Source organism: Streptomyces nanshensis, from assembly GCF_001751255.1.
GTDB classification, from domain to species: domain Bacteria; phylum Actinomycetota; class Actinomycetes; order Streptomycetales; family Streptomycetaceae; genus Streptomyces; species Streptomyces nanshensis_A.
Genome location: NZ_LJGW01000132.1, coordinates 7,607 through 26,830 on the forward strand (window position 1 = coordinate 7,607; position 19,224 = coordinate 26,830).

Annotated in this window: 15 protein-coding genes, 1 pseudogene and 1 riboswitch; of the genes and pseudogenes, 5 read left to right on the top strand and 11 right to left on the bottom strand. The window is 73.3% G+C overall.

The window, feature by feature from the left end; all coding sequences use genetic code 11:
• The first annotated feature begins 316 nt into the window (after positions 1–316).
• Positions 317–994, top strand: coding sequence for a uridine kinase family protein (locus AN218_RS07710; protein ID WP_244900335.1), 678 nt, complete (start codon positions 317–319; stop codon positions 992–994).
• A 517-nt stretch (positions 995–1,511) separates the two neighbouring features.
• Positions 1,512–3,599 carry an AAA family ATPase gene (locus AN218_RS07715; protein WP_244900336.1) on the top strand — a complete coding sequence of 696 codons (2,088 nt, stop codon included), beginning with the start codon at positions 1,512–1,514 and terminating at the stop codon, positions 3,597–3,599.
• Here AN218_RS07715 and AN218_RS07720 read toward each other — a convergent pair.
• The 10 genes and pseudogenes from AN218_RS07720 to AN218_RS34250 all read right to left on the bottom strand — a co-directional run.
• Positions 3,520–4,815, bottom strand: coding sequence for a hemolysin family protein (locus tag AN218_RS07720; RefSeq protein ID WP_070016020.1), 1,296 nt, complete (start codon positions 4,813–4,815; stop codon positions 3,520–3,522). The genes AN218_RS07715 and AN218_RS07720 overlap by 80 nt on opposite strands.
• Positions 4,812–6,302 (bottom strand): hemolysin family protein, encoded by a 1,491-nt coding sequence (locus AN218_RS07725; RefSeq protein ID WP_079131914.1) that lies wholly within the window; start codon positions 6,300–6,302, stop codon positions 4,812–4,814. Before AN218_RS07725 ends, AN218_RS07720 begins: the two co-directional genes overlap by 4 nt.
• Positions 6,303–6,677: 375 nt before the next feature.
• Positions 6,678–7,124, bottom strand: a complete 447-nt coding sequence (locus AN218_RS07730) for a PH domain-containing protein (RefSeq protein ID WP_070016021.1) — start codon at positions 7,122–7,124, stop codon at positions 6,678–6,680.
• A 55-nt stretch (positions 7,125–7,179) separates the two neighbouring features.
• Entirely contained in the window at positions 7,180–8,028 is an 849-nt protein-coding gene (gene hisG, locus AN218_RS07735; RefSeq protein WP_070016022.1) for an ATP phosphoribosyltransferase, read from the bottom strand.
• 185 nt (positions 8,029–8,213) lie between these two features.
• A complete protein-coding gene (locus tag AN218_RS07740; RefSeq protein ID WP_070016023.1) occupies positions 8,214–8,486 on the bottom strand; it encodes a phosphoribosyl-ATP diphosphatase in 273 nt (90 codons plus the stop codon).
• Positions 8,487–8,542: 56 nt separating this feature from the next.
• Complete coding sequence (gene ribH / locus AN218_RS07745; protein WP_070016024.1) at positions 8,543–9,016, bottom strand: 6,7-dimethyl-8-ribityllumazine synthase; 474 nt, start codon at positions 9,014–9,016, stop codon at positions 8,543–8,545.
• A gap of 106 nt (positions 9,017–9,122) precedes the next feature.
• The gene (locus AN218_RS07750) at positions 9,123–10,598 is read right to left on the bottom strand and encodes a bifunctional 3,4-dihydroxy-2-butanone-4-phosphate synthase/GTP cyclohydrolase II (RefSeq protein WP_070016025.1); all 1,476 of its coding nucleotides are present in this window, start codon (positions 10,596–10,598) and stop codon (positions 9,123–9,125) included.
• A gap of 76 nt (positions 10,599–10,674) precedes the next feature.
• On the bottom strand, positions 10,675–11,349 hold the full coding sequence (locus AN218_RS07755) for a nicotinamide mononucleotide transporter family protein (protein WP_070016026.1): 675 nt from the start codon (positions 11,347–11,349) through the stop codon (positions 10,675–10,677).
• Positions 11,346–12,023: a riboflavin synthase gene (locus tag AN218_RS07760; RefSeq protein WP_070016027.1), complete on the bottom strand. Its 678-nt coding sequence runs from the start codon at positions 12,021–12,023 to the stop codon at positions 11,346–11,348. The genes AN218_RS07755 and AN218_RS07760 overlap by 4 nt, the downstream gene beginning before the upstream one ends.
• A 148-nt stretch (positions 12,024–12,171) precedes the next feature.
• Positions 12,172–13,018: pseudogene (locus tag AN218_RS34250) on the bottom strand (dihydrofolate reductase family protein); the annotation flags it as partial.
• 211 nt (positions 13,019–13,229) lie between these two features.
• A riboswitch (FMN riboswitch) is annotated at positions 13,230–13,360 on the bottom strand.
• Positions 13,361–13,795: 435 nt separating this feature from the next.
• On the opposite strand from AN218_RS34250, the gene AN218_RS07770 reads away from it, so the two are divergent.
• The 3 genes from AN218_RS07770 to AN218_RS07780 all read left to right on the top strand — a co-directional run bounded on the left by AN218_RS07770 (position 13,796) and on the right by AN218_RS07780 (position 17,266).
• Positions 13,796–15,166 (top strand): MFS transporter, encoded by a 1,371-nt coding sequence (locus tag AN218_RS07770; protein ID WP_079131915.1) that lies wholly within the window; start codon positions 13,796–13,798, stop codon positions 15,164–15,166.
• Positions 15,167–15,427: 261 nt separating this feature from the next.
• On the top strand, positions 15,428–16,165 hold the full coding sequence (locus AN218_RS07775) for a DUF5995 family protein (RefSeq protein ID WP_275936962.1): 738 nt from the start codon (positions 15,428–15,430) through the stop codon (positions 16,163–16,165).
• Between the two features lie 171 nt (positions 16,166–16,336).
• On the top strand, positions 16,337–17,266 hold the full coding sequence (locus AN218_RS07780; RefSeq protein ID WP_070016029.1) for an LLM class F420-dependent oxidoreductase: 930 nt from the start codon (positions 16,337–16,339) through the stop codon (positions 17,264–17,266).
• 110 nt (positions 17,267–17,376) lie between these two features.
• Here AN218_RS07780 and AN218_RS07785 read toward each other — a convergent pair whose 3' ends face one another.
• Positions 17,377–19,101, bottom strand: a complete 1,725-nt coding sequence (locus AN218_RS07785) for a flavin monoamine oxidase family protein (protein ID WP_070016030.1) — start codon at positions 19,099–19,101, stop codon at positions 17,377–17,379.
• Positions 19,102–19,224 lie beyond the last annotated feature (123 nt).

The following is a 19,224-nucleotide window of genomic DNA, read 5'->3' on the forward strand; positions in this document are numbered from 1 at the left end:
CGGGCGAAGCGGCCGCGACGGCGGCCGTGGCGACGGCGGCGGCCAGGACGGTGCGGCGCGTGGTGGGTCTGCTGTTCATGGCCATCGATTCCTCAACCTCGGTTCCCATGCGGCAGGTGCGCGTCAGGGTGCCACTATCCCCGCTCGGGCGCCCCACGGGCCAGCAGTCGGGCCCCGGCGCACACACCGATATTGGAGTGGACCTGTGGCACGGGGAGCCGTGGGCAGGGTACGGGAGCGACCCTAGGCTGGTGGGGTGTCCAGGTCCGACCGCTGTCCCGGCGCTTCCGGTTCCCCCGCTTGTTCCCTACCCGCGATGCGCTCCCCTGCTTCTGCTTCCGGCGTCCCCCGGTCCCGTGCCGCGTCGGGCGCCGCGTCCGGTGAACCGTCGGGCGACCGGCCCGTCGCTCCCGCCACGCTCGTCCCCGTGCTGCGCGCGCTGCCGCCGTCCTGCGGTCCCGTACGGCTCGTCGCGGTGGACGGGCACGCCGGGTCGGGCAAGACGACCTTCGCCGCCGCGCTGGCCGGGGAACTCGGCGGCGTCCCGGTGCTGCACCTGGACGACCTCGCCTCCCACGACGCCTTCTTCGACTGGACGCAGCGGCTGACGGACCAGGTGCTCACGCCCCTCGCGCACGGCCGCACCGCCCGCTACGCGCCGTACGACTGGCACCGTGCCGCCTTCCCCCGCGAGCCCGGCGCGACGAAGACGCTGCCGCCCGCGCCCGTGGTGCTGATCGAGGGTGTCGGCGCGGGACGGCGCGCGCTGCGCCCGTGGCTGGCGTGCGTGCTGTGGGTGGACATGGCGGCGCGGGACGCCTGGCGCCGTGGCCGCGAGCGCGACGGCGAAGACCTCGCGGAATTCTGGGAGCGCTGGACGGGAGCCGAGACGGCACATTTCGCGGAGGACCCCTCGCATTCTTCTGCGAATTACCTGGTGCGTCAGGGAGAGCTGGGATTCCAGGTGCGCACGGGACCTGCGGGAGACCGCTGACAGTCCCAACTCCTCACGCTGGGTGACTCGTTGGGGTGGTGTGGTGCCCCTTACGCACACGGTTCGCCGGGGCCGCTTGACCCGGGCGCCTCACAGGAATTACTTTTCCAACAGGCGGTCTGTACAGGTCGCCGCAGACGCGAAGCCCCCGGTTGTTCCCCCGTGATCGGGGGCTTCGTTCTGTCTGCCTCCGCTCCCCCGCGACGCAGCCCGTGCCCTCGTTCACCGTGTGTGACGGCCGTTGAACCGTGCCGCGACGGCCGCTCTCCGCCCCGGAGCCTCTCCCGCCCCCGTGTACAGCGCCCTTCGGCCGCGAAGCCCTCGCAGGTACGATGCGTAGGGCGGCGGGACATCGGGCAAACCACGGTCAACGAGCCTCAAATCCCGCCCGGAGTACGGACGTTCGTCCCACCACTCATCCGGCTGCCCGGCGCCGGACCTCCGGGGCGCAGGGCCCCCGGAGGATGGAGCGGGCGGGCCGTCGGCGGATGACGGGGGACGTTTCGTGGGGGACGTGATGGATTACGGCACGCAGGGCGGCCCGCATCTGCACACCCCTGCCGACCTGGCCTGGCTGCGGGGCGTGGACGCCTACACCGTGGGTCAGTACGCCCAGGCCGAGGAGGAGTTCCACGCGGCCGTACGGCTCGACCCCGGCATGGCCGACGGCTGGCTCGGACTGCACGCGCTGCGCGCCGACACCGCGACGGCCCTGCTGCGCATGTACCACAACCGCGACCGCTTCGGTGAGCAGCGCTCCCGGCACGGCCGCCACCTCAACTCCTGGTACTGGCTGGGCTGGTGGGTCCAGCCCGTGCTGGAGAGCGAGCGCGATCTGCTGCTGGCGCACGCCTCGCACTGGCTGGACGGACGCCATGTCGCCGAGCTGGACAGGGCGTTGGCGGACTGCCCTCCCGTGGAGACCGATCCGCAGGTGCGCTTCCTGCACGCGTGCCGCGCGTATCTCGCCAAGGACTGGGAGCGTCTCGTCGCGCACACCGAACCGCTCGTCGACGACACCCTGTTGGGCATAGAGGCGGGACTGTTCGCGGGCATGGCGCGCGTACGGCTGGAGATGTACGGACAGGCCGAACCGCTGCTGTCCGCCGCCCTGATGCGCTGCCGCAGCGAGCAGCCGCAGCGCAAGGAGCTGCGCTACTGGCTGGCGCGGGCCCGCGAGGGCACCGGCCGCAGCGCCGCGGCGCTCCCCCTCTACCGCGCGGTGCACCGCATCGACCCGGCGTTCATGGACACCGCGGCGCGGCTGACGACCATCGCCGAGGGCGACGGGCTGGGCGACTCCGGCGATCTGGCCACCGCCATGACCTTCGCCAGCTCCGACACGGGCGCCGGGGGACGCGCGGCGCAGGACGGTACGGCGGGCCTGGACGGCCCGTTCGACGGCGGTCTGGAGACGGCCGAGCAGGCCGCGGCCGAGGCGTCCGCCGGTGACGGCGGCCCCGGCAACGGCACGGGTGCGGGCGGCGGTTCGCCCTCCCCCGGCGGTCTCGACGGTCTGGGCGTCCCCGGCGTCCCCGACCCGGCCGAGAGCGCCGACCCGGAGATCGACCCCGGTGCGGACGCGCTGCGCCTGGAGGACACCGGCGACCCGGCGGAGCCCGTACGCGTCGACTCCGACGCCGTACGCGACCGGATGGTGCCGCACACCGGAGCGTCGGCCGCCGACCGGGTGCTGACCGGCCCCTCGGACCCGGTGCTGCTCGCCCAGGCGCTGGACGAACTGGAGCGGATGGTCGGCCTGGAGCCGGTCAAACGCCAAGTGCGGGCCCTCTCGGCGCAGTTGCACATGGCGCGGCTGCGCGCGGCGCAGGGGCTTCCGGTGCAGCCGCCGAAGCGGCACTTCGTCTTCTCGGGGCCGTCCGGCACCGGCAAGACGACGGTGGCACGCATACTCGGCCGCGCGTTCTACGCGCTGGGACTCTTGGGCGGCGACCACCTCGTGGAGGCCCAACGGGCCGATCTCGTGGGCGAGTTCCTCGGCCAGACGGCCGTGAAGGCCAACGAGCTGATCGACTCCGCGCTGGGCGGCGTGCTCTTCGTCGACGAGGCGTACGCCCTGTCCAACTCCGGCTACAGCAAGGGCGACGCGTACGGCGACGAGGCCCTTCAGGTGCTGCTCAAGCGCGCGGAGGACAACCGCGACCAGCTCGTGGTGATCCTCGCCGGCTACCGCGAGGGCATGGACCGCCTGCTGGCCGCCAACCCGGGCCTCTCCTCACGCTTCACCACCCGCGTGGACTTCCCCAGCTATCGCCCGCTGGAGCTGACGGCGATCGGTGAGGTGCTGGCCGGCGAGAACGGCGACGTGTGGGACGAGGAGAGCCTGGAGGAGCTGCGCAGCATCAGCGGCCACGTCGTCGACCAGGGCTGGGTCGACGAGTTGGGCAACGGCCGCTTCCTGCGCACCCTGTACGAGAAGAGCTGCGCCTACCGCGATCTGCGCCTCTCCGGCTATCCGGGCACCCCCACGCGGGAGGACCTGGCGACGCTGCGGCTGCCGGACCTCATGCAGGCGTACGGTGAGGTGCTCTCCGGGCGAGGCCCGGACGGTCCGCGTCCGGACCCGCCGCCCCCGCTGTCCTGACGGAGCCTTCGGCGGAGGACCCGGACGTGCCGGAGCCGTCCGAAGTGCCGGACAGCGCCGCGGAGTTGGCGGAATCGATCGTGTCGGTCGCTTCGGCCGCACCGTTCGCGTCCGCGGAGTCCCCTCCGCCGTCCCCGGCTCCGTCCCGTCCGCGCTGCTTCGGCGGCGCCCCCGCCGACTCATGGGCCGGGTCGTGCACTTCGCCGACGAGCATCTCCAGCACGTCCTCCAGCGCCGCCAGGCCCAGCACCCGCCCTCCCGCGTCCGCGACGGCCGCGAGGTGCGAGGCGGCGCCGCGCATCGCGGCGAGGGCGTCGTCCAGGGGCAGTTCGGCGCGGAGCGTCGTCATGGAGCGCCACAGATGCTGCGGTACGGCACGGTCGTGCTCGGCCTCGTCCTCGGTCAGGTCGAGTATGTCCTTCACATGGAGATAGCCCATGAAGGCGCCGTCGGCGGCGCAGATGGGGAAGCGCGAGTAGCCGGTGCGCACGGTGAGTTCCTCGACCTGGCGGGGTGTGACGCCGGGCCCGACCGTCACCAGCGAGCCGCGGGCCAGCAGGACGTCCGTCACCGGGCGGGAGCCGAGTTCGAGGGCGTCGGAGAGGCGTTCGTGCTCCTCGTGGTCGAGCAGCCCGGCCTGGCGTGAGTCGGCGAGCAGCCCGGTGAGCTGTTCGCTGGTGAAGACCGCCTCGACCTCGTCCTTCGGCTCGACGTGGAAGAGCCGCAGCACGACCTTCGAGCAGCTTCCCAGGCCCGCGGTGACCGGGCGGCACAGCCGCGCGAAGGCGACGAGGGCCGGGCTCAGCCACAGGGCGGTGCGCTCCGGCGCGGCCATCGCCAGGTTCTTCGGCACCATCTCGCCGATGACGAGATGGCAGGCGACGACGACGCCCAGCGCCACGACGTAGCCGACGGGATGGACCAGCGCCTCGGGCAGCCGCGCCAGGTCGAAGAGCGGCTCCAGCAGATGTGCGATGGTCGGCTCCGCGACCGCGCCGAGCGTCAACGAGCAGACCGTGATGCCGAATTGGGCCGCCGCCATCATCTGCGGCAGGTTCTCCAGACCCTTCAGCACCCGCCGTGCCCGTGCCGAACCGGCCGCGGCGAGCGGCTCGATCTGGCTGCGCCGTACGGAGACCAGCGCGAACTCGGCGCCCACGAAGAATCCGTTGGCGAGTACCAGCAGTGCCGCGAAGAGGAGTTGCAGAGCGCTCATCGCCGGCTCCCCTCGGCGGTGACGGCACGCTGCGGCGGTGCCTGGTCCTGGTGTGCGTGCTGAAGTCGGGGGCGTTCCATGGGGTGTCGGGGCCGCTGAGGCGGCGGACCCTCCTGAACAGGCTGCGCCGGCGGCGGCTGCTGTGCCGCCGTCCGCCCGCTCTCCTCGGCCCGTACGATCCGCACCCGCTCGGCGCGGTGGTGGTCGACGAGGCGAACACGCAGATGCCATCCGGGACTTCCCGGCCCGCCCGGCAGATACGCGGTGTCGCCGGGGGCGGGGATGCGCCCGAGGCGGTCGGCGACGAGGCCGGCGACCGTCTCGTACGGGCCCTCCGGGGCGTCGAGGCCGATGCGGCGCAGCACGTCGACGCGGCATCCGCCGTCGGCCTCCCAGGCGGGGCGGCCTTCGGAGTCGGGTGCGCCGGGGGCGAGTTCGGGCGGGTCGTCGCCGTCGTGCTCGTCGCGTACCTCGCCGACGAGCTCCTCGACGATGTCCTCCAGTGTGACGACGCCCGCGGTGCCCCCGTACTCGTCGACGACGACGGCGATGGGCGCCTCCCTGCGCAGCCGCTCCAGCAGCGGCTGCACGGGCAGCGTCTCCGGGACGAGCAGCGCGGGCGCGGCGATGTCGTCGACGGGGGTGCGCAGGCGCTCCGGAGCGGGCACCGCGAGGGCGTCCTTGAGGTGTGCCGTGCCGGTGATGTCGTCGAGCCGGTCACGGTAGACGGGGAAGCGCGAAAGTCCCGTGGCCCGGGTGAGGTTGACGACGTCCTCCGCGGTGGCGCCGCTCTGCAGCGCGCTCACGCGCACCCGCGGCGTCATCACATGCTGCGCGGTGAGGCCCGCGAGCGAGAGCGTCCGTACGAACAGGTCCGCGGTGTCCTGTTCGATGGCGCCGGCGCGTGCCGAGTGCCGTGCGAGGGAGACGAGTTCGCCGGGTGTGCGGGCCGAGGCCAGCTCCTCCGCGGGCTCGATGCCCAGGGCGCGCACGATGCGGTTCGCCCACGCGTTGAGCAGCGTGATGACGGGACGGAACGCGGCGGAGAACAGCCGCTGCGGCCCGGCCACGAACCGGGCGACGGCCAGCGGCCGGGAGACCGCCCAGTTCTTCGGGACGAGTTCGCCGATGACCATCTGCACGGCGGAGGCCACCAGCATGCCGACGGTGACGGCCAGTCCCGGCACGGCGCCCGCGGGCAGCCCGGTGGCCGTCAGCGGCGGGCTCAGCAGACGCGCCAGCGCGGGCTCGCAGAGCATGCCGACGACGAGGGAGGTGAGGGTGATGCCGAGCTGGGTGCCGGAGAGCTGGAAGGAGAGTTCGCGCAGGGCCGCGGTGACGGCGCGGGCGCGGCGGTCGCCCTCGGCGGCGGCCCGTTCGGCCTCGGGGCGTTCGACGGTGACGAGGCCGAACTCGGCGGCGACGAAGAACCCGTTGGCGAGGATCAGCACGAACGCCGCGGCGAGGAGTGCGAGTGAAAGGGTCATGCTGTGTCTCCCCCGGTTCGCCTGGGGGACACAGCGCAGGTACTACCGGACGATCCGTCCATCTCTGACGGGGGTCACTCCTCGGGTAGGGGGTGGTTGCGGACGGGGCCGCGGGGGCCGCCGTCGGACCAGAGTAAACACGTCCGCGGCGGCAGCGGCAGAGGCAGCCGACGGAGGAGTTGATTCCGTTGGGGGTGCCGGAAGCGGCCCGTGACGGACCGGCGGCGGTGGGTGTCCGCCGCCGCGGCGCCGGGACGGAACACGGCCCGCACGGCGGCTCGGTGGCGGCGTACGCCGGCGCGACGGCGAGGCGCCGCAAGAGTACGGCGACGGGCCGGCGCGACGAGAGCCGCGATGTAGAGGGGTCTCAGCGCATCAGCGCACCGTCTCCCCGGTGCCGCGGTGCTCGGCGAGCGCCCGCAGCGCCTTCGCGTCGGCCACGGCCCGCTCCTTCGCGATGCCCGGCTGGATGCCCATGACGGGCAGGCTGGTGCCGTCGGCCAGATCGAGGCTGACCCAGGGGTCGCCCTGGCGGAGATGGACGTGCAGCACTTCCGCCCATTCGAGGCGCCGCTTGGTCGTCAGGTTGACGACGGTGACTCCGTCCTCGTCGGCGGTCGCATGCGGACGCGACAGCAGCAGCAGTACGCCGAGGAAGAGCAGCCCCGTGACGACGAAGCTGAGCCGCTCCCCCGCACTCACCGCCGGCAGCGTCAGCGCGATCACTGTCAGCACCGCGCACACCGCGACGCCGACCGTGATCAGGACGGCGCGTGTGCGGCCGGGGCGGAACGTGACGGGCAGAGCGGGCAGTTCGGTCATCCGGAGCCTCCTTCGGGACGCACGGCGGCCGGACGGGCCGCCCGTGGCGGGCGGTTCACAGACGGCAGGCGTGGATACCGGTGGTGAGGATGGCGCGGGCGCCCAGCTCGTAGAGGTCGTCCATGATCCGCTGCGCCTCCTTCGTGCGCACCATCGACCGTACGGCGACCCAGCCCTGGTCGTGCAGCGGGGAGACGGTCGGCGACTCCAGGCCGGGCGTGAGGCCGACGGCCTGTTCCAGGTGTTCGGCGCGGATGTCGTAGTCCATCATCACGTAGCGGCGGGCGACGAGGACGCCCTGCATCCGGCGCAGGAACTGGCGGACCTTCGGGTCGTCGCCGTCGGCGTCCGTGCCGCGTACGACGACGGCCTCGGAGTGCAGGATCGGCTCGCTGATGATCTCCAGCCCGGCGTTGCGCAGCGTGCTGCCCGTCTCGACGACGTCCGCGACGACGTCGGCGACGCCGAGCTGGATCGCCGTCTCCACGGCGCCGTCCAGGTGCACGACGGAAGCCTCGACTCCGTGGTCGGCGAGGTGCTTGCTGACGATGCCCGAGAAGGACGTGGCGACGGTCATGCCGCCGAACTCGGTGACGTCCCGTGCGGTGCCGGGACGCGTGGCGTAGCGGAACGTCGAGCCGGCGAAGCCCAGTTGGAGGATCTCCTGCGCCTTCGCGCCGGAGTCCAGCAGCAGATCGCGTCCGGTGATGCCGAGGTCGAGCTTGCCGGAGCCCACGTAGACGGCGATGTCGCGGGGACGGAGAAAGAAGAACTCGACCTCGTTCTCGGCGTCGGTGAGGACGAGTTCGCGCCTGTCCTTGCGCTGCCGGTAACCGGCCTCATGGAGCATCTCCGCCGCAGGGTCGGAGAGTGAACCCTTGTTGGGGACGGCGATGCGCAGCATGGGGCGTGCTTCCTTTGCGACAGCGGGTACGGGGAGAGACGGCGAACAGATCGGATCGGAGTCGGCGAGGGGCGCCCGGAGGCGGGGGCTCCGGCGGGCGGACCGCGTGGAGTCCACGTCCCGGAACCGGATCCGGAGCCACATCCGGAACGGACCACGGCACCCCGCGGAGGGGAACGCGCGGCTCAGAGATGAGCGTATACGTCCTCGAGCGAGACACCGCGGGCGATCATCATGACCTGGAGATGGTAGAGGAGCTGCGAGATCTCCTCGGCGGTGCGCTCGGCGCCCTCGTACTCGGCGGCCATCCACACCTCGGCGGCCTCCTCGACGACCTTCTTGCCGATGGAGTGCACGCCCTGCGCGGCCAGTTCGGCCGTGCGCGAGGTGATGGGGTCGCCCTCGGCGGCCTTGCGCTGGAGCTCGGCGAAGAGCTCCTCGAATGTCTTGTTCGCCATGGTGTTCCCCACTCTACGTGGCGCCCCGCGGACCTCCCGCGCCAGGGTCGGGCAGCTCAGGAGAGCGAGCGCAGCGCGACGGCGGTGGCCACGGCGGCCGTCGTGGCCTCGTGGCCCTTGTCCTCGGCGGAGCCCGGGAGTCCGGCACGGTCGAGCGCCTGTGCCTCGTCGTCACAGGTGAGGACGCCGAAGCCGACCGGGACGCCGGTCTCCACCGCGACCTGCGTCAGGCCCTGCGTCACGCCCTGGCAGACGTAGTCGAAGTGCGGGGTGCCGCCGCGTACGACGACGCCGAGCGCGACCACCGCGTCGTACCCCTTGCGGGCCAACGCCGCGACTGCGACGGGCAGTTCGAAGCTGCCGGGGACGCGCAGCAGCGTCGGTTCGCCCGTGCCCGCCTCCCGGGCGGCGCGCAGCGCGCCGTCCACGAGCCCGTCCATCACGGTCTCGTGCCACTGGGCGGCGACCACCGCCACACGCAGATCGCCGCACTTCTCGACGGACACTTCCGGGGCGCCCTTGCCGCTCACGTCGTTCGCTCCTCGCTCGTTGGGTCGGTGGGGTCTGTCGGGTCTGTCGGGTGAGTCGGGTCTGTCTCGTCGGGTCTCGTCCCGGTGGAGGTACGGGAGGGGCGGGTCACTGGCTGCCGCAGGGTGAGGCGTCCGGCGCCTCCAGCCACGGCAGTTCGTGGCCCATGCGGTCGCGCTTGGTGCGCAGATAGCGGAGGTTGTGCTCGCCCGCCGCCACCGGCATCGGCACACGCTCGGTCACGCGCAGCCCGTGCCGCGTCAACGCCTCGGACTTCTCCGGGTTGTTGGTCAGCAGCCGCAGCGAACGCACCCCGAGGTCGGCGAGCATCTGGGCCGCGGCCCCGTAGTCGCGGGCGTCGGCGGGCAGCCCCAGTTCGAGGTTGGCGTCGAGGGTGTCGCGGCCGTGCTCCTGGAGTTCGTACGCGCGCAGCTTGGACAGCAGCCCGATGCCGCGGCCCTCGTGCCCGCGCAGATAGACCACCACGCCGCGGCCCTCCTCCTGAACTCGTGCGAGGGAGGCGTCGAGTTGGACGCCGCAGTCGCAGCGCAGCGATCCGAAGACGTCGCCGGTCAGGCACTCGGAGTGGACGCGCACCAGCACGTCCTCCGCGCCGGGCCCGGTGAGGTCGCCGGCGACCAGGGCGATGTGCTCGACGCCGTCGCCGGTGGAGCGGTAGCCGTACGCGCGGAACTCGCCGTGCCGCGTGGGCAGTCGGGTCGCGGCCTCGCGGCGTACGGCGGGCTCGCCGGGCAGCGCGGCGGGCACGGGCACGGACCCGCTCTCGTCACGGGCGTGCACGGCCGAGGGCCCCGAAGCGGAAGCAGAAACGGACGCGGAATCCGAAGCGGAGTCGGAGGCGGAGGCGGGGTCGTCGGCGGGGTCGTCGGCGCGGTCCGCCGCCTCGCGGTGGGCGATGAGGTCCTCGATGGAGATCACCGCGAGACCGTGCTTACGGGCGAAGGGCAGCAGTTCGGGCAGGCGCAGCATCGCGCCGTCCTCCCCCGCGATCTCGACGATGGCCGCCGCGGGCCGCAGCCCCGCCAGCCGCGCCAGATCCACCCCGGCCTCGGTGTGCCCGGCGCGTGCGAGGACGCCGCCGGGCCTGGCCCGCAGCGGAAAGGCGTGCCCGGGCCGTACGAAGTCGCCGGGCCCGGCGTCCGGATCGGCCAGCAGCCGGATGGTCGTTGCGCGGTCGGCGGCGGAGATGCCGGTGGTCACGCCGTGGCACGGGGCGGCGTCCACGGAGACCGTGAAGGCGGTGCTCATGGCCTCGGAGTTCTCCTCGACCATCTGCGGCAGTCCGAGCCGGTCGAGGTCGGCGCCGTCCATGGGCGTGCAGATCAGACCGCGGCACTCGCTCATCATGAAGGCGACGATCTCCGGCGTGATCCGCTCGGCGGCGACGATCAGATCGCCCTCGTTCTCCCGGTCCGCGTCGTCGACGACGACCACGGGACGCCCGGCGGCGACGTCGGCTATCGCCCGCTCGACCGGGTCGAGGGCGAAGTCCTCCGGGCCGCGCTCGGCGGCGGCGGTTGCCTCCCCGTCCGCGTACCGGCCGGTGGCGGTGGCTGCGCTCATGCGTGCGCCTCCTCGATTCGGCCCGAACCAGGGCCTGTTGTGCCGTGCGGCGACCCGGCGACGCTGCCGGGCCCCTTCATGGACGTGCTCCTTCGACGGCGGAGTCCCGGGACGCGGGTGTCTCCGCGGTGCTCATGCGGGTCTTCAGCCACCAACTGCGCATCCCCCACAGCACGAGGCCGAGATAGACGACGTAGACGAGGCCGGAGAAGGGCAGCCCGCTGCTGAAGGCCAGCGGGACGCCGACGACGTCGACCAGCAGCCAGGCGAACCAGAACTCCACGAGCCCGCGCGCCTGCGCCGCCATCGCCGCGAGGGTGCCGACGAAGATGTACGCGTCCGGCCAGGGGTTCCAGGACAGTTCCGGAACGAGTGTGAAGAGGGACCCGACGGCGAGGGTGCCCAGCGCCGTACCGGCCAGCAGCACCCCGCGCTCCCGTGCGCTCGCGAAGCGGACGCTGACGGCGCCGTCCTCGGCGGTGCGGTCGCCGCGGCGCCACTGCCGCCACCCCCACAGCGCGACGACGATGACCAGGAGCTGCTTGCCGACGCCGCCCGCGAGCTGCGCCGAGTAGTACGCGGCGACGAGGACGACACCGGCCAGAAGCTGGGCCGGCCAGGTCAGCACCGAGCGGCGCCAGCCCAGCGCGAGAGCGGCCAGGCCGATGACGTTGCCGATCAGGTCGGCCAGGATGACGTGCTGGCCGAAGGCCGTGAACGCTTCGTCCTCCAGCAGCGCGAGGGGGCTCACCGGAGGGCTTCCTTCGTCGCGGACGGCGCGGCGGCATCCGTCGCGTTCCCCGCGGCGACGGCGTACGGACCGGCGTCCGCCGCGCCGCGCGCCCCGCCGTGGGTGAGCAGCCGCTCCACGTACTTGGCCAGGACGTCCACTTCGAGGTTGACCGGGTCCCCGGTCTGCTTGACGCCGAGCGTCGTCAGCTCCAGCGTCGTGGGGATCAGGCTGACGGTGAAGTGCGCGTCCCCGGCCTCGACCACGGTGAGGCTGACGCCGTCGACGGTGATGGAGCCCTTCTCCACCACGTACTTGGCCAGGTCCCGTGGAAGGACGACACGTACGGTGCCGTCCTCCGTGCGCGACTCGATCGTGCCGGTGCCGTCGACGTGGCCCTGTACGAGGTGCCCGTCGAGCCTGCCGCCCAGCACCATGGGCCGCTCCAGGTTGACGCGGGAGCCGGCGGTCAGGGCGCCGAGGCTGGAGCGGGCGAGGGTCTCGCCGATGACGTCCGCGGTGAACTCCCCGCCGGACGCCTCGACGACGGTGAGGCAGACGCCGTTCACGGCGATCGAGTCGCCGTGCCGCACGCCGTCGGTGACGACGGGACCGCGCAGACGGAAGCGGGCGGCGCCGGGCAGTTCCTCCACGGCGACGACCTCGCCGAGTTCTTCGACGATTCCGGTGAACACTTCAGGACTCCTCGGTGGCGGTGGTGGACGGGGCGGAGGGAGCGGACGCAGCGGACGGGCCGCCCGTGGCGGCCGCGGGGGACGCGGTGGAGGCCGCCGGTGCGGCCGTCGCGGCGGCGCCGGCCGCCCCGCTCCGTACGGCCCCGGCACGTACGGACTCCTCGGGCACGGCGGTGACCCGCACATCGGTGCCGACGCGTACGGTCTCGCTCACCTTCAGCCGCAACGCCTGGGCGATGGTGGCGATTCCGGCGTCGCCGAGCGCAGCCGGCCCGGCCCCCAGCAGCACTGGCGCGACATAGCCGATGACCTCGTCGACGGCCCCGGCCCGTACGAAGGACCCGGCCAGCGTCGGGCCGCCTTCCAGGAGCACCGAGCGCACCTCGCGTGCGTACAGCTCCCCCAGGAGNTACAGCTCGGCCAGCAGTGCGGCCACGTCCAGCCCGGGCAGGCCGTCCTGGGCGCGGGGCAGCCGCAACAGCTCGGCGGCGCCCTCGAGTTCGCCCGCGTCCGCGTCCCGGGCGACGGCGACGAGCGTCGGCGCGCTGCCGTCGAGGACGCGTGCTCCGGGCCGTACGGCCGTGGCCTCGGTGTCGGCGACCACGCGCAGCGGCTGGNCCGGCCGCGGCCTCGTCGGCCAGCAGTCCCTGTACGACGTCGACGCCCGAGTCGGCGAGCCGCCGCGCGCCGCCCGGAGCGGAGGGGTCCGGCACGGCGTAGACGACGCGGGCGATGCCGGCGTCGAGGAGGGCCGCCGTGCAGGGGCCCGTACGGCCGGTGCGGTCGCACGGTTCGAGGGTGACGACGGCGGTGCCGCCGCGTGCGTCGTCGCCCGCCTCGGCCAGGGCGTGGATCTCGGCGTGCGGGCCGCCGGCCCGCTGGTGCCAGCCCTCGCCGACGGGATAGCCCTCGGCGCTGAGGACGACGCAGCCCACGACGGGGTTGGGGCTGGTGGATCCCAGTCCGCGGGCGGAGAGTTCGACGGCGCGGCGCATGGCGGCCCGCTCGGCCGGTTCGGCGGGCGGTACGGGCGCTGCGGCTGCGTCGGTGGCCACCGGGTCTCTCCTGCCTCTTCGGGCACGGACTCCGGGGCGCTGCGGGATGTGTACGGGCCGACGGCGGCCGGGGCACCGCCGGGAGACGGGGGCGCCGTACGTGGGGCACGTCGGCGGCCGCCGGTCGGGGCGGTGTACCGGTCTCGGCCCGCCGCGCACTGCCTCCCATCCGGACTTTCACCGTCGGTCCAGGAATTCCACCTGGTCAACCGGCCGCTGGAGGCGACCGGGTCGCGGACTGTAACCGCCGGTTCGGACTTTCACCGACCCCGGAGTGCGCTGACGTCACTGGTACGTCCCTCAGTCTGCCACGGGCCCGTACCGACGACGCCCGCGGGTCCTGTGGGCTCACTCACAGTGCGTGTACGTAGCAGCGGTGAGGGTGTGCGCAAGCTTTCAGCCCTTTGCAACCGCCTTGCGAAAACCCCTTGTTCGGGGCCGGGTGCGTCCTCGTACAGTGTCCCGGATCGCGTGCGCCGGGAGCGTGCGCGCGGACGCCGGACGGACGCGGAGATCCCACGAGGAACAGCGTGCGGAGACCGGCGCGGACGAAGCGGAAGCAGCAGAACGGCACGGACGACACCCGCGCGGAACGCCCTCCGCGCCCACCCCACACCCCACCTCACCCGACCCACGCCCGCCGACGCGGAACACACCGCGAAGCGCCGTGGAAGATCACACACGCACGCCGACGCCCAGCCCGGAGGGTCCCAGTACATGCAGCAGACCGCCGTCGACGGCGCCACCCGGCGGGCCCGGATCGCGATCTCCGTCATCTTCGCCGTGCAGGGCGGGGTGAGCGGCAGCTTCGCGACGGCCATCCCGTGGATCCGTGAGCACCTCCAACTCCGCCACGGCTGGCTGGGGTTGGCGCTGGTCTTCCTCACCCTGGGCGCCTCCGCGGCGATGCCGCTCGCGGCCCGCTTCGCGCACCGCTACGGTCCGCGCCGTGCGCTGGCGGGGGTCTCGCTGCTGTGCTGCGCGCTGCTCGCGCTGCCGGCGCTGGCGCCGTCCCTGGTGTGGCTGTGCCCGGTCCTCTTCGTCTACGGCTGCGGTCTCGGCCTGATGGACGTCTCGATGAACGCGCACGGGGTGCAGATCGAGGAGCGCTACGGGCGTTCGGTGATGTCGGGGCTGCACGGCATGTGGAGCGTGGGGACGCTGCTGGGCGGCGCGGGCGGCGCGCTCGTGGCGCACGCCGGAGGGGACGGACGGCTCCATCTCGGCCTGGTCGCACCGGCGATGGCCCTCACGGCGCTGATCGCCTGCCGCTGGACGCTGGACGTCCCGGAGCAGTCCACGGCGGCGACGTCCGGGGACGGGGAAGGGGACGGGGACCCGCACGCGCCGGCGGAGGCGCCGCCGCGGTTCGCCCTGCCGAGCCGCGCCGCGCTCACCGTCGGCCTCATGGGCTTCTTCGCGGTCTTCGCCGAGGGCGCCTCGATGGACTGGTCCGGCATCTATCTGCGCGATGTGACGGACGCCGACCGGGGCCTGGCCGCCTCGGCGTTCACGGCCTTCGCCTGCACCATGGCCGTCGCCCGGCTGCTGGGCGACGCGGTGGTACGGCGGCTGGGCGCGGTGCGGACGGTACGGGCCAGCGGTCTGCTGGCGGCGGCCGGTGCCGCGCTGGTGGTGGTCGCCCGCTCCCCCGCCCCGGCGATCGCGGGCTTCGCGCTCATCGGGATCGGGGTCGCGGTCGTGGTGCCGCTGTGCTTCGCGGCGGCCGGGCGTATCCCGTCGGCGTCCCCCGGGCAGGAGATCGCGGGCGTCGCCACGCTCGCGTACGCGTCGGGACTGGCCGCACCGGCGGCGGTGGGCTGGATAGCCGAAGTCACCTCGCTGTCCGTGTCGTTCGGGATGATCACCGTGCTGCTCTTCGGGCTGGTGGTGGGGGCGGGAGTGCTGCGGCCCGAGCCGCGCACCTCGGTGCCCTCCGGGGCCGAGTCCGTACGGAAGAGCGGCGGCGCGGACGAGGAGGCGGCCCTGCGCGGGGACGTACGCGAGGAGACCGCCGCCGGGCCCGGGAGCGGCGGTACGGGGAGCGGCACGGCAAGCGGCACGGCCTCCGCCTCCGAGACCTCCTGACGGACACGGGCTGACGGACACGGGCCGCTGCCGGAAGCCGCTGCCCGGGGCCGCTGCCCGGATGCGGCGCGCCAACCGCCGCAGGCCGCAGGCCGGTTGGGCGCCCCGAGGGGCAACCGTGGGCGCGGGTACGGGAGTCGGAGCCGTCCGGCCGTCGGCCGTCCATGCGTGCGTGCCACGTCCGTTCCCCGTGTCCTCCGTCCGGGCGCCCCACGGGCCGGGCTCGCCACCTCGCGCCACCACGGCTGCCACGCTGCCCGCATGACGTCAGCCGAACCAGTACATCCGCGCGGCGGCCCCGCCGCGGTACGGCCGCCGCTGCCGCATCCCTCCGGAGCGCTGCGCGACGTCGTGCACGGCATGCGCGGCATCGGCGACGGGCTGCCGCAGGGCGACGGGGTCGCCGTCTTCAACCGCGTCTATCTCTCGGTGACGCAGGAGCTCCAACGGCGCCTGGAGACCGGCTGGTTCGGCGATCCCCGCGCGGCCGAGGAGCTGGGTGCGCGCTTCGCGGGGCGCTATCTCGCGGCGGTACGGGCACAGCACGCGGGTGCCCCGACGCCCGCCTGCTGGCGTCCGCTCTTCCAGTTCCGCCGCCATCCCCACGTACGTCCGCTCCAGTTCGCCCTGGCGGGGATCAACGCCCATGTGGGGCACGATCTGCCGCTGGCGCTGCTGGCCACCTGCCGGGCACGGCGGGCCGAACCGGCCGACCTGGAGGGCGACTTCGAGAGGGTCGGCGATCTGCTGACGCTGCTGGAGGAACGCGTCCGCGAGGAGTTGATGCCGGGGCCCGACCTGCTGGACGTCGCCGACCCCCTGACGCATCTGGTGGGCTCGTGGAGTCTGCGGATGGCGCGCTCCGGTGCCTGGATGGCCTTCCGCACCCTGTGGGGTCTGCGGCAACTGCCGGAGCTGGCCGAGGAGTTCACCGAGGGGCTGGACGCGAGCGTGGGAATGGCGGGCCGCTGTCTGCTCACGCCGCTGGCCTGGGGCTGACCCGCGGGGCCGTGCCCCGGCCGTGCCGTCCGCGCCGTACCGGAAGAGGCGGGAACCGACGCGCGGGAGGCGCACGGTGACGGGAAGGGCCGGGAGGGGTCGCCGGAGCAGAAGGGGGCAGTCTTCCTGGGCGTGAGGTTCTTATCCGGAGGCGAGCGGTACGGAGGAGACATGACGCTGCGACTGGGCCTGGGACTGCCGCAGATGAGGCACTACACGCCGGGCCGGGACGTGACGGCGGTGGCACGCGAGGCCGAGGCGCACGGATTCGACAGTCTGTGGGTCTTCGAGCGCACCCTCGTGCCGGAGGACCCCGTCGACGGCATGTACGGCATCGAGGGACGGCCCTGGCCGGAGTCCTTCCGGCACATCGCCGATCCGCTGGTGACGCTCTCGCAGGCCGGCGCCGTGACCGAACGGGTGCGCCTGGGCACGTCCGTTCTGGTCGCACCGCTGCACGCGCCGTTCGAACTCGCCCGCGCGCTGGGCACGTTGAGCGTGGCGAGCGGCGGCCGTGTGGTGGCCGGGCTGGGCACCGGCTGGTCGCGGGACGAATACGGCGCCGCGGACGCGGACTTCGCACGGCGTGGCGCGCTGCTGGAGGAGACGCTCGACGTGTGCGAGCAGGTGTGGAGCCCGGGGCTCTCGGAGTACGAGGGCTCGCGTACGCGCTTCACGCCCTCCGACGTGGGGCCCAAGCCGTCCTCGGGCCGGGTGCCGGTGCTGCTGGCCGCGAGCAACACCCGCACCCTGGAGCGCGTCGTGCGCCGCGCGGACGGCTGGGCGCCGTCGTTCACACCGCCCTCCGTGGTGGCCCGTAACCGCGCCAGGATGCGCGAGCTGGCCGAGGCCGCCGGGCGCGACCCGGACTCCCTGTCGGTGGTGCTGCGGTGCGGTGTGAACGTGACGGCCAAGCCGCTGGACGGCGAGCGCCCGGCCCACCAGGGCAGCGTCGAGCAGATCGTCGAGGACCTGGCCGAGGGGGTCGCCGCGGGCGTCGACGAGGCGATCCTCGACTTCCAGAACAGCACGCACGACGCGGGTGAACTCCTGGACGCCGCACGGGAGGTGCACACGGCGGTCCGCGACGCGGGCATGTGACGGCGGCGCCGGGCCGCCCTCGCCCGGCACCGTTCCGGCTCCCGTATGCGACGGGCCCGCGGGGATGCGCTCCCCGCGGGCCCGCGCGCTCGGCCCGCCTGGCCTGCTCCTCAGTCCTCCGGCAGCAGCACCGGCGCGATCTCGTCGAAGACGTCGCCGGGGCCCGGGTTGGACGGGTCGGTGCCGCCGCCGAGGTGGTGCAGCACGCCCCACACCGCGTTGAGCGCCGTCTGCACCGCGCCCTCGGCCCAGCCCGCCGTCCAGGAGATGTCGTCGCCGGCGAGGAAGAGTCCGCGCTTGTCCTCGGGCAGGCCGTCCTGCATGAAGTGGGTGAACAGCCGCCGCTGGTAGCGGTAGTGGCCGGGGAGGTTGGCCTTGAACGCGCCCATGAAGTACGGCTCGTTCTCCCAGGAGACCGTCACGGGGCTGCCGATGATGTGGCTGCGGATGTCGACCTTCGGATAGATCTCCCCGAGCGACTTCAGCATCACCTCCATGCGCTGGGAGGCGTCCAGCGGCAGCCACTTGAGGCTGTCGTCGCACCATGTGTACGAGAGGCAGATCACGGCGGGCCGGTCCGGGCCGTCGTCCAGCAGATAGGTGCCCCGCGTCATCCGGTCGGTGAGCGTCATGCTCATCGCGTCCCGGCCGGTCGGCCGGCCGCCGTCGTCGACGGCCTCGTCCAGCCAGAACGGGCGGTCCACCGGCACGAACAGCTTGGAGGACTCCATGTAGTGGGTGCGCTCCACCGCCGTCCAGTGGTCGATCGGCAGCAGCGCGTCGTCGCAGTCGATCGTGCTCAGCAGCATCCACGACTGCGCCGTGAACACGGCGGCGCGGTAGGTGCGGATGTCCCCGGCGGCGTCGGTGACGGTGATGCGGTTGCCCGCGGTGCGGCGCAGCCGTGTCACGGCGGGACGGTGCGTGCGCCCCTCGTGGAGCGAGGCGAGCGAGGTGCCGCGCGGCCAGTGCACGAGCTTGTCCGGCTCCGACTCCCAGAGGCGCAGCGGGAGTTGCTGGCTGCCGCCCACGATGCTGCGGTGGTCGTCGTCCGCGCCGGTGTAGACGACGCGGAGGATCTCCAGGATGGAGTTGGGGAAGTCGGTGTCCCAGCCGCCGGTGCCGAAGCCGACCTGGCCGAACATCTCGCGGTGCCGGAAGGAGGAGAAGGACTCCGCGTCGCACAGGAAGCCGTAGAAGGTCTGGTTGTCCAGGCGTTCCACCAGGCGCGACCAGATCTCGCGCACGCGCGGCAGATCGCGCTCCCGCAACGCCCGCTGCATGGCGGAGAATTGGGCGCCGTCCTCCAGGCACGCGTTCCAGGCGTCCATGACCCGGTGGAACTCCGGCGGCAGGTCGTCGAGCGTACGGGCGTAGTGCGAGCGGCCCTTGAGGTCGACGACGGTCGACGGCGTCGCGGGCGCCAGCGGGTTGGGGAACGGACGGGTCTCCAGACCGGTCAGCTCGATGTAGTGCTGGAGCGCGGTGGAGGACGGCGGGAAGCGCATGGCGCCCATCTCGGCGGTCAACTCGCCCTCGCAGCCCTCGAATCGGGCGGTGCGCAGCCGTCCGCCGATCTGGTCGGCCTCGTAGACGACGGGCCTCAGACCGGTCTTCATCAGCTCGTACGCGGTGACGATGCCGGAGAGCCCGCCGCCGATGACCGCGACCTCGGTGCCGTGCTCGGTGGCGGGGACGGATCCCAGACCGGCCGGGTGGGCGAGGTGGTCGTCGTAGGCGAACGGGAAGTCCGGGCCGGACATCGTCAGCGGGCGGGCGGACTCCGCCGCGGACGGCTGCTCCTCGTGTGCGGCTGTGGGCACCGTGGAGGTCATCGGCGCACCTCTCCTCTCCGGGGATCGGGGTGTTCGGGGCAGGGGCGTGCGTGCAGGACGTACGGGATGTACCAGGTGGCGGGCAGGCCGGGGATGTACGGGACAGGACGGGGCGGGGCGGGG

What these genes read in the sequence shown, in the direction of transcription:
- AN218_RS07710 (WP_244900335.1), top strand. Translation starts at nt 317, where the DNA reads ATGCGCTCCCCTGCTTCTGCTTCCGGCGTCCCCCGGTCCCGTGCCGCG.
- AN218_RS07715 (WP_244900336.1), top strand. Translation starts at nt 1,512, where the DNA reads ATGGATTACGGCACGCAGGGCGGCCCGCATCTGCACACCCCTGCCGAC.
- AN218_RS07720 (WP_070016020.1), bottom strand. Translation starts at nt 4,815, where the DNA reads ATGAGCGCTCTGCAACTCCTCTTCGCGGCACTGCTGGTACTCGCCAAC.
- AN218_RS07725 (WP_079131914.1), bottom strand. Translation starts at nt 6,302, where the DNA reads ATGACCCTTTCACTCGCACTCCTCGCCGCGGCGTTCGTGCTGATCCTC.
- AN218_RS07730 (WP_070016021.1), bottom strand. Translation starts at nt 7,124, where the DNA reads ATGACCGAACTGCCCGCTCTGCCCGTCACGTTCCGCCCCGGCCGCACA.
- hisG (WP_070016022.1), bottom strand. Translation starts at nt 8,028, where the DNA reads ATGCTGCGCATCGCCGTCCCCAACAAGGGTTCACTCTCCGACCCTGCG.
- AN218_RS07740 (WP_070016023.1), bottom strand. Translation starts at nt 8,486, where the DNA reads ATGGCGAACAAGACATTCGAGGAGCTCTTCGCCGAGCTCCAGCGCAAG.
- AN218_RS07750 (WP_070016025.1), bottom strand. Translation starts at nt 10,598, where the DNA reads ATGAGCGCAGCCACCGCCACCGGCCGGTACGCGGACGGGGAGGCAACC.
- AN218_RS07770 (WP_079131915.1), top strand. Translation starts at nt 13,796, where the DNA reads ATGCAGCAGACCGCCGTCGACGGCGCCACCCGGCGGGCCCGGATCGCG.
- AN218_RS07775 (WP_275936962.1), top strand. Translation starts at nt 15,428, where the DNA reads ATGACGTCAGCCGAACCAGTACATCCGCGCGGCGGCCCCGCCGCGGTA.
- AN218_RS07780 (WP_070016029.1), top strand. Translation starts at nt 16,337, where the DNA reads ATGACGCTGCGACTGGGCCTGGGACTGCCGCAGATGAGGCACTACACG.
- AN218_RS07785 (WP_070016030.1), bottom strand. Translation starts at nt 19,101, where the DNA reads ATGACCTCCACGGTGCCCACAGCCGCACACGAGGAGCAGCCGTCCGCG.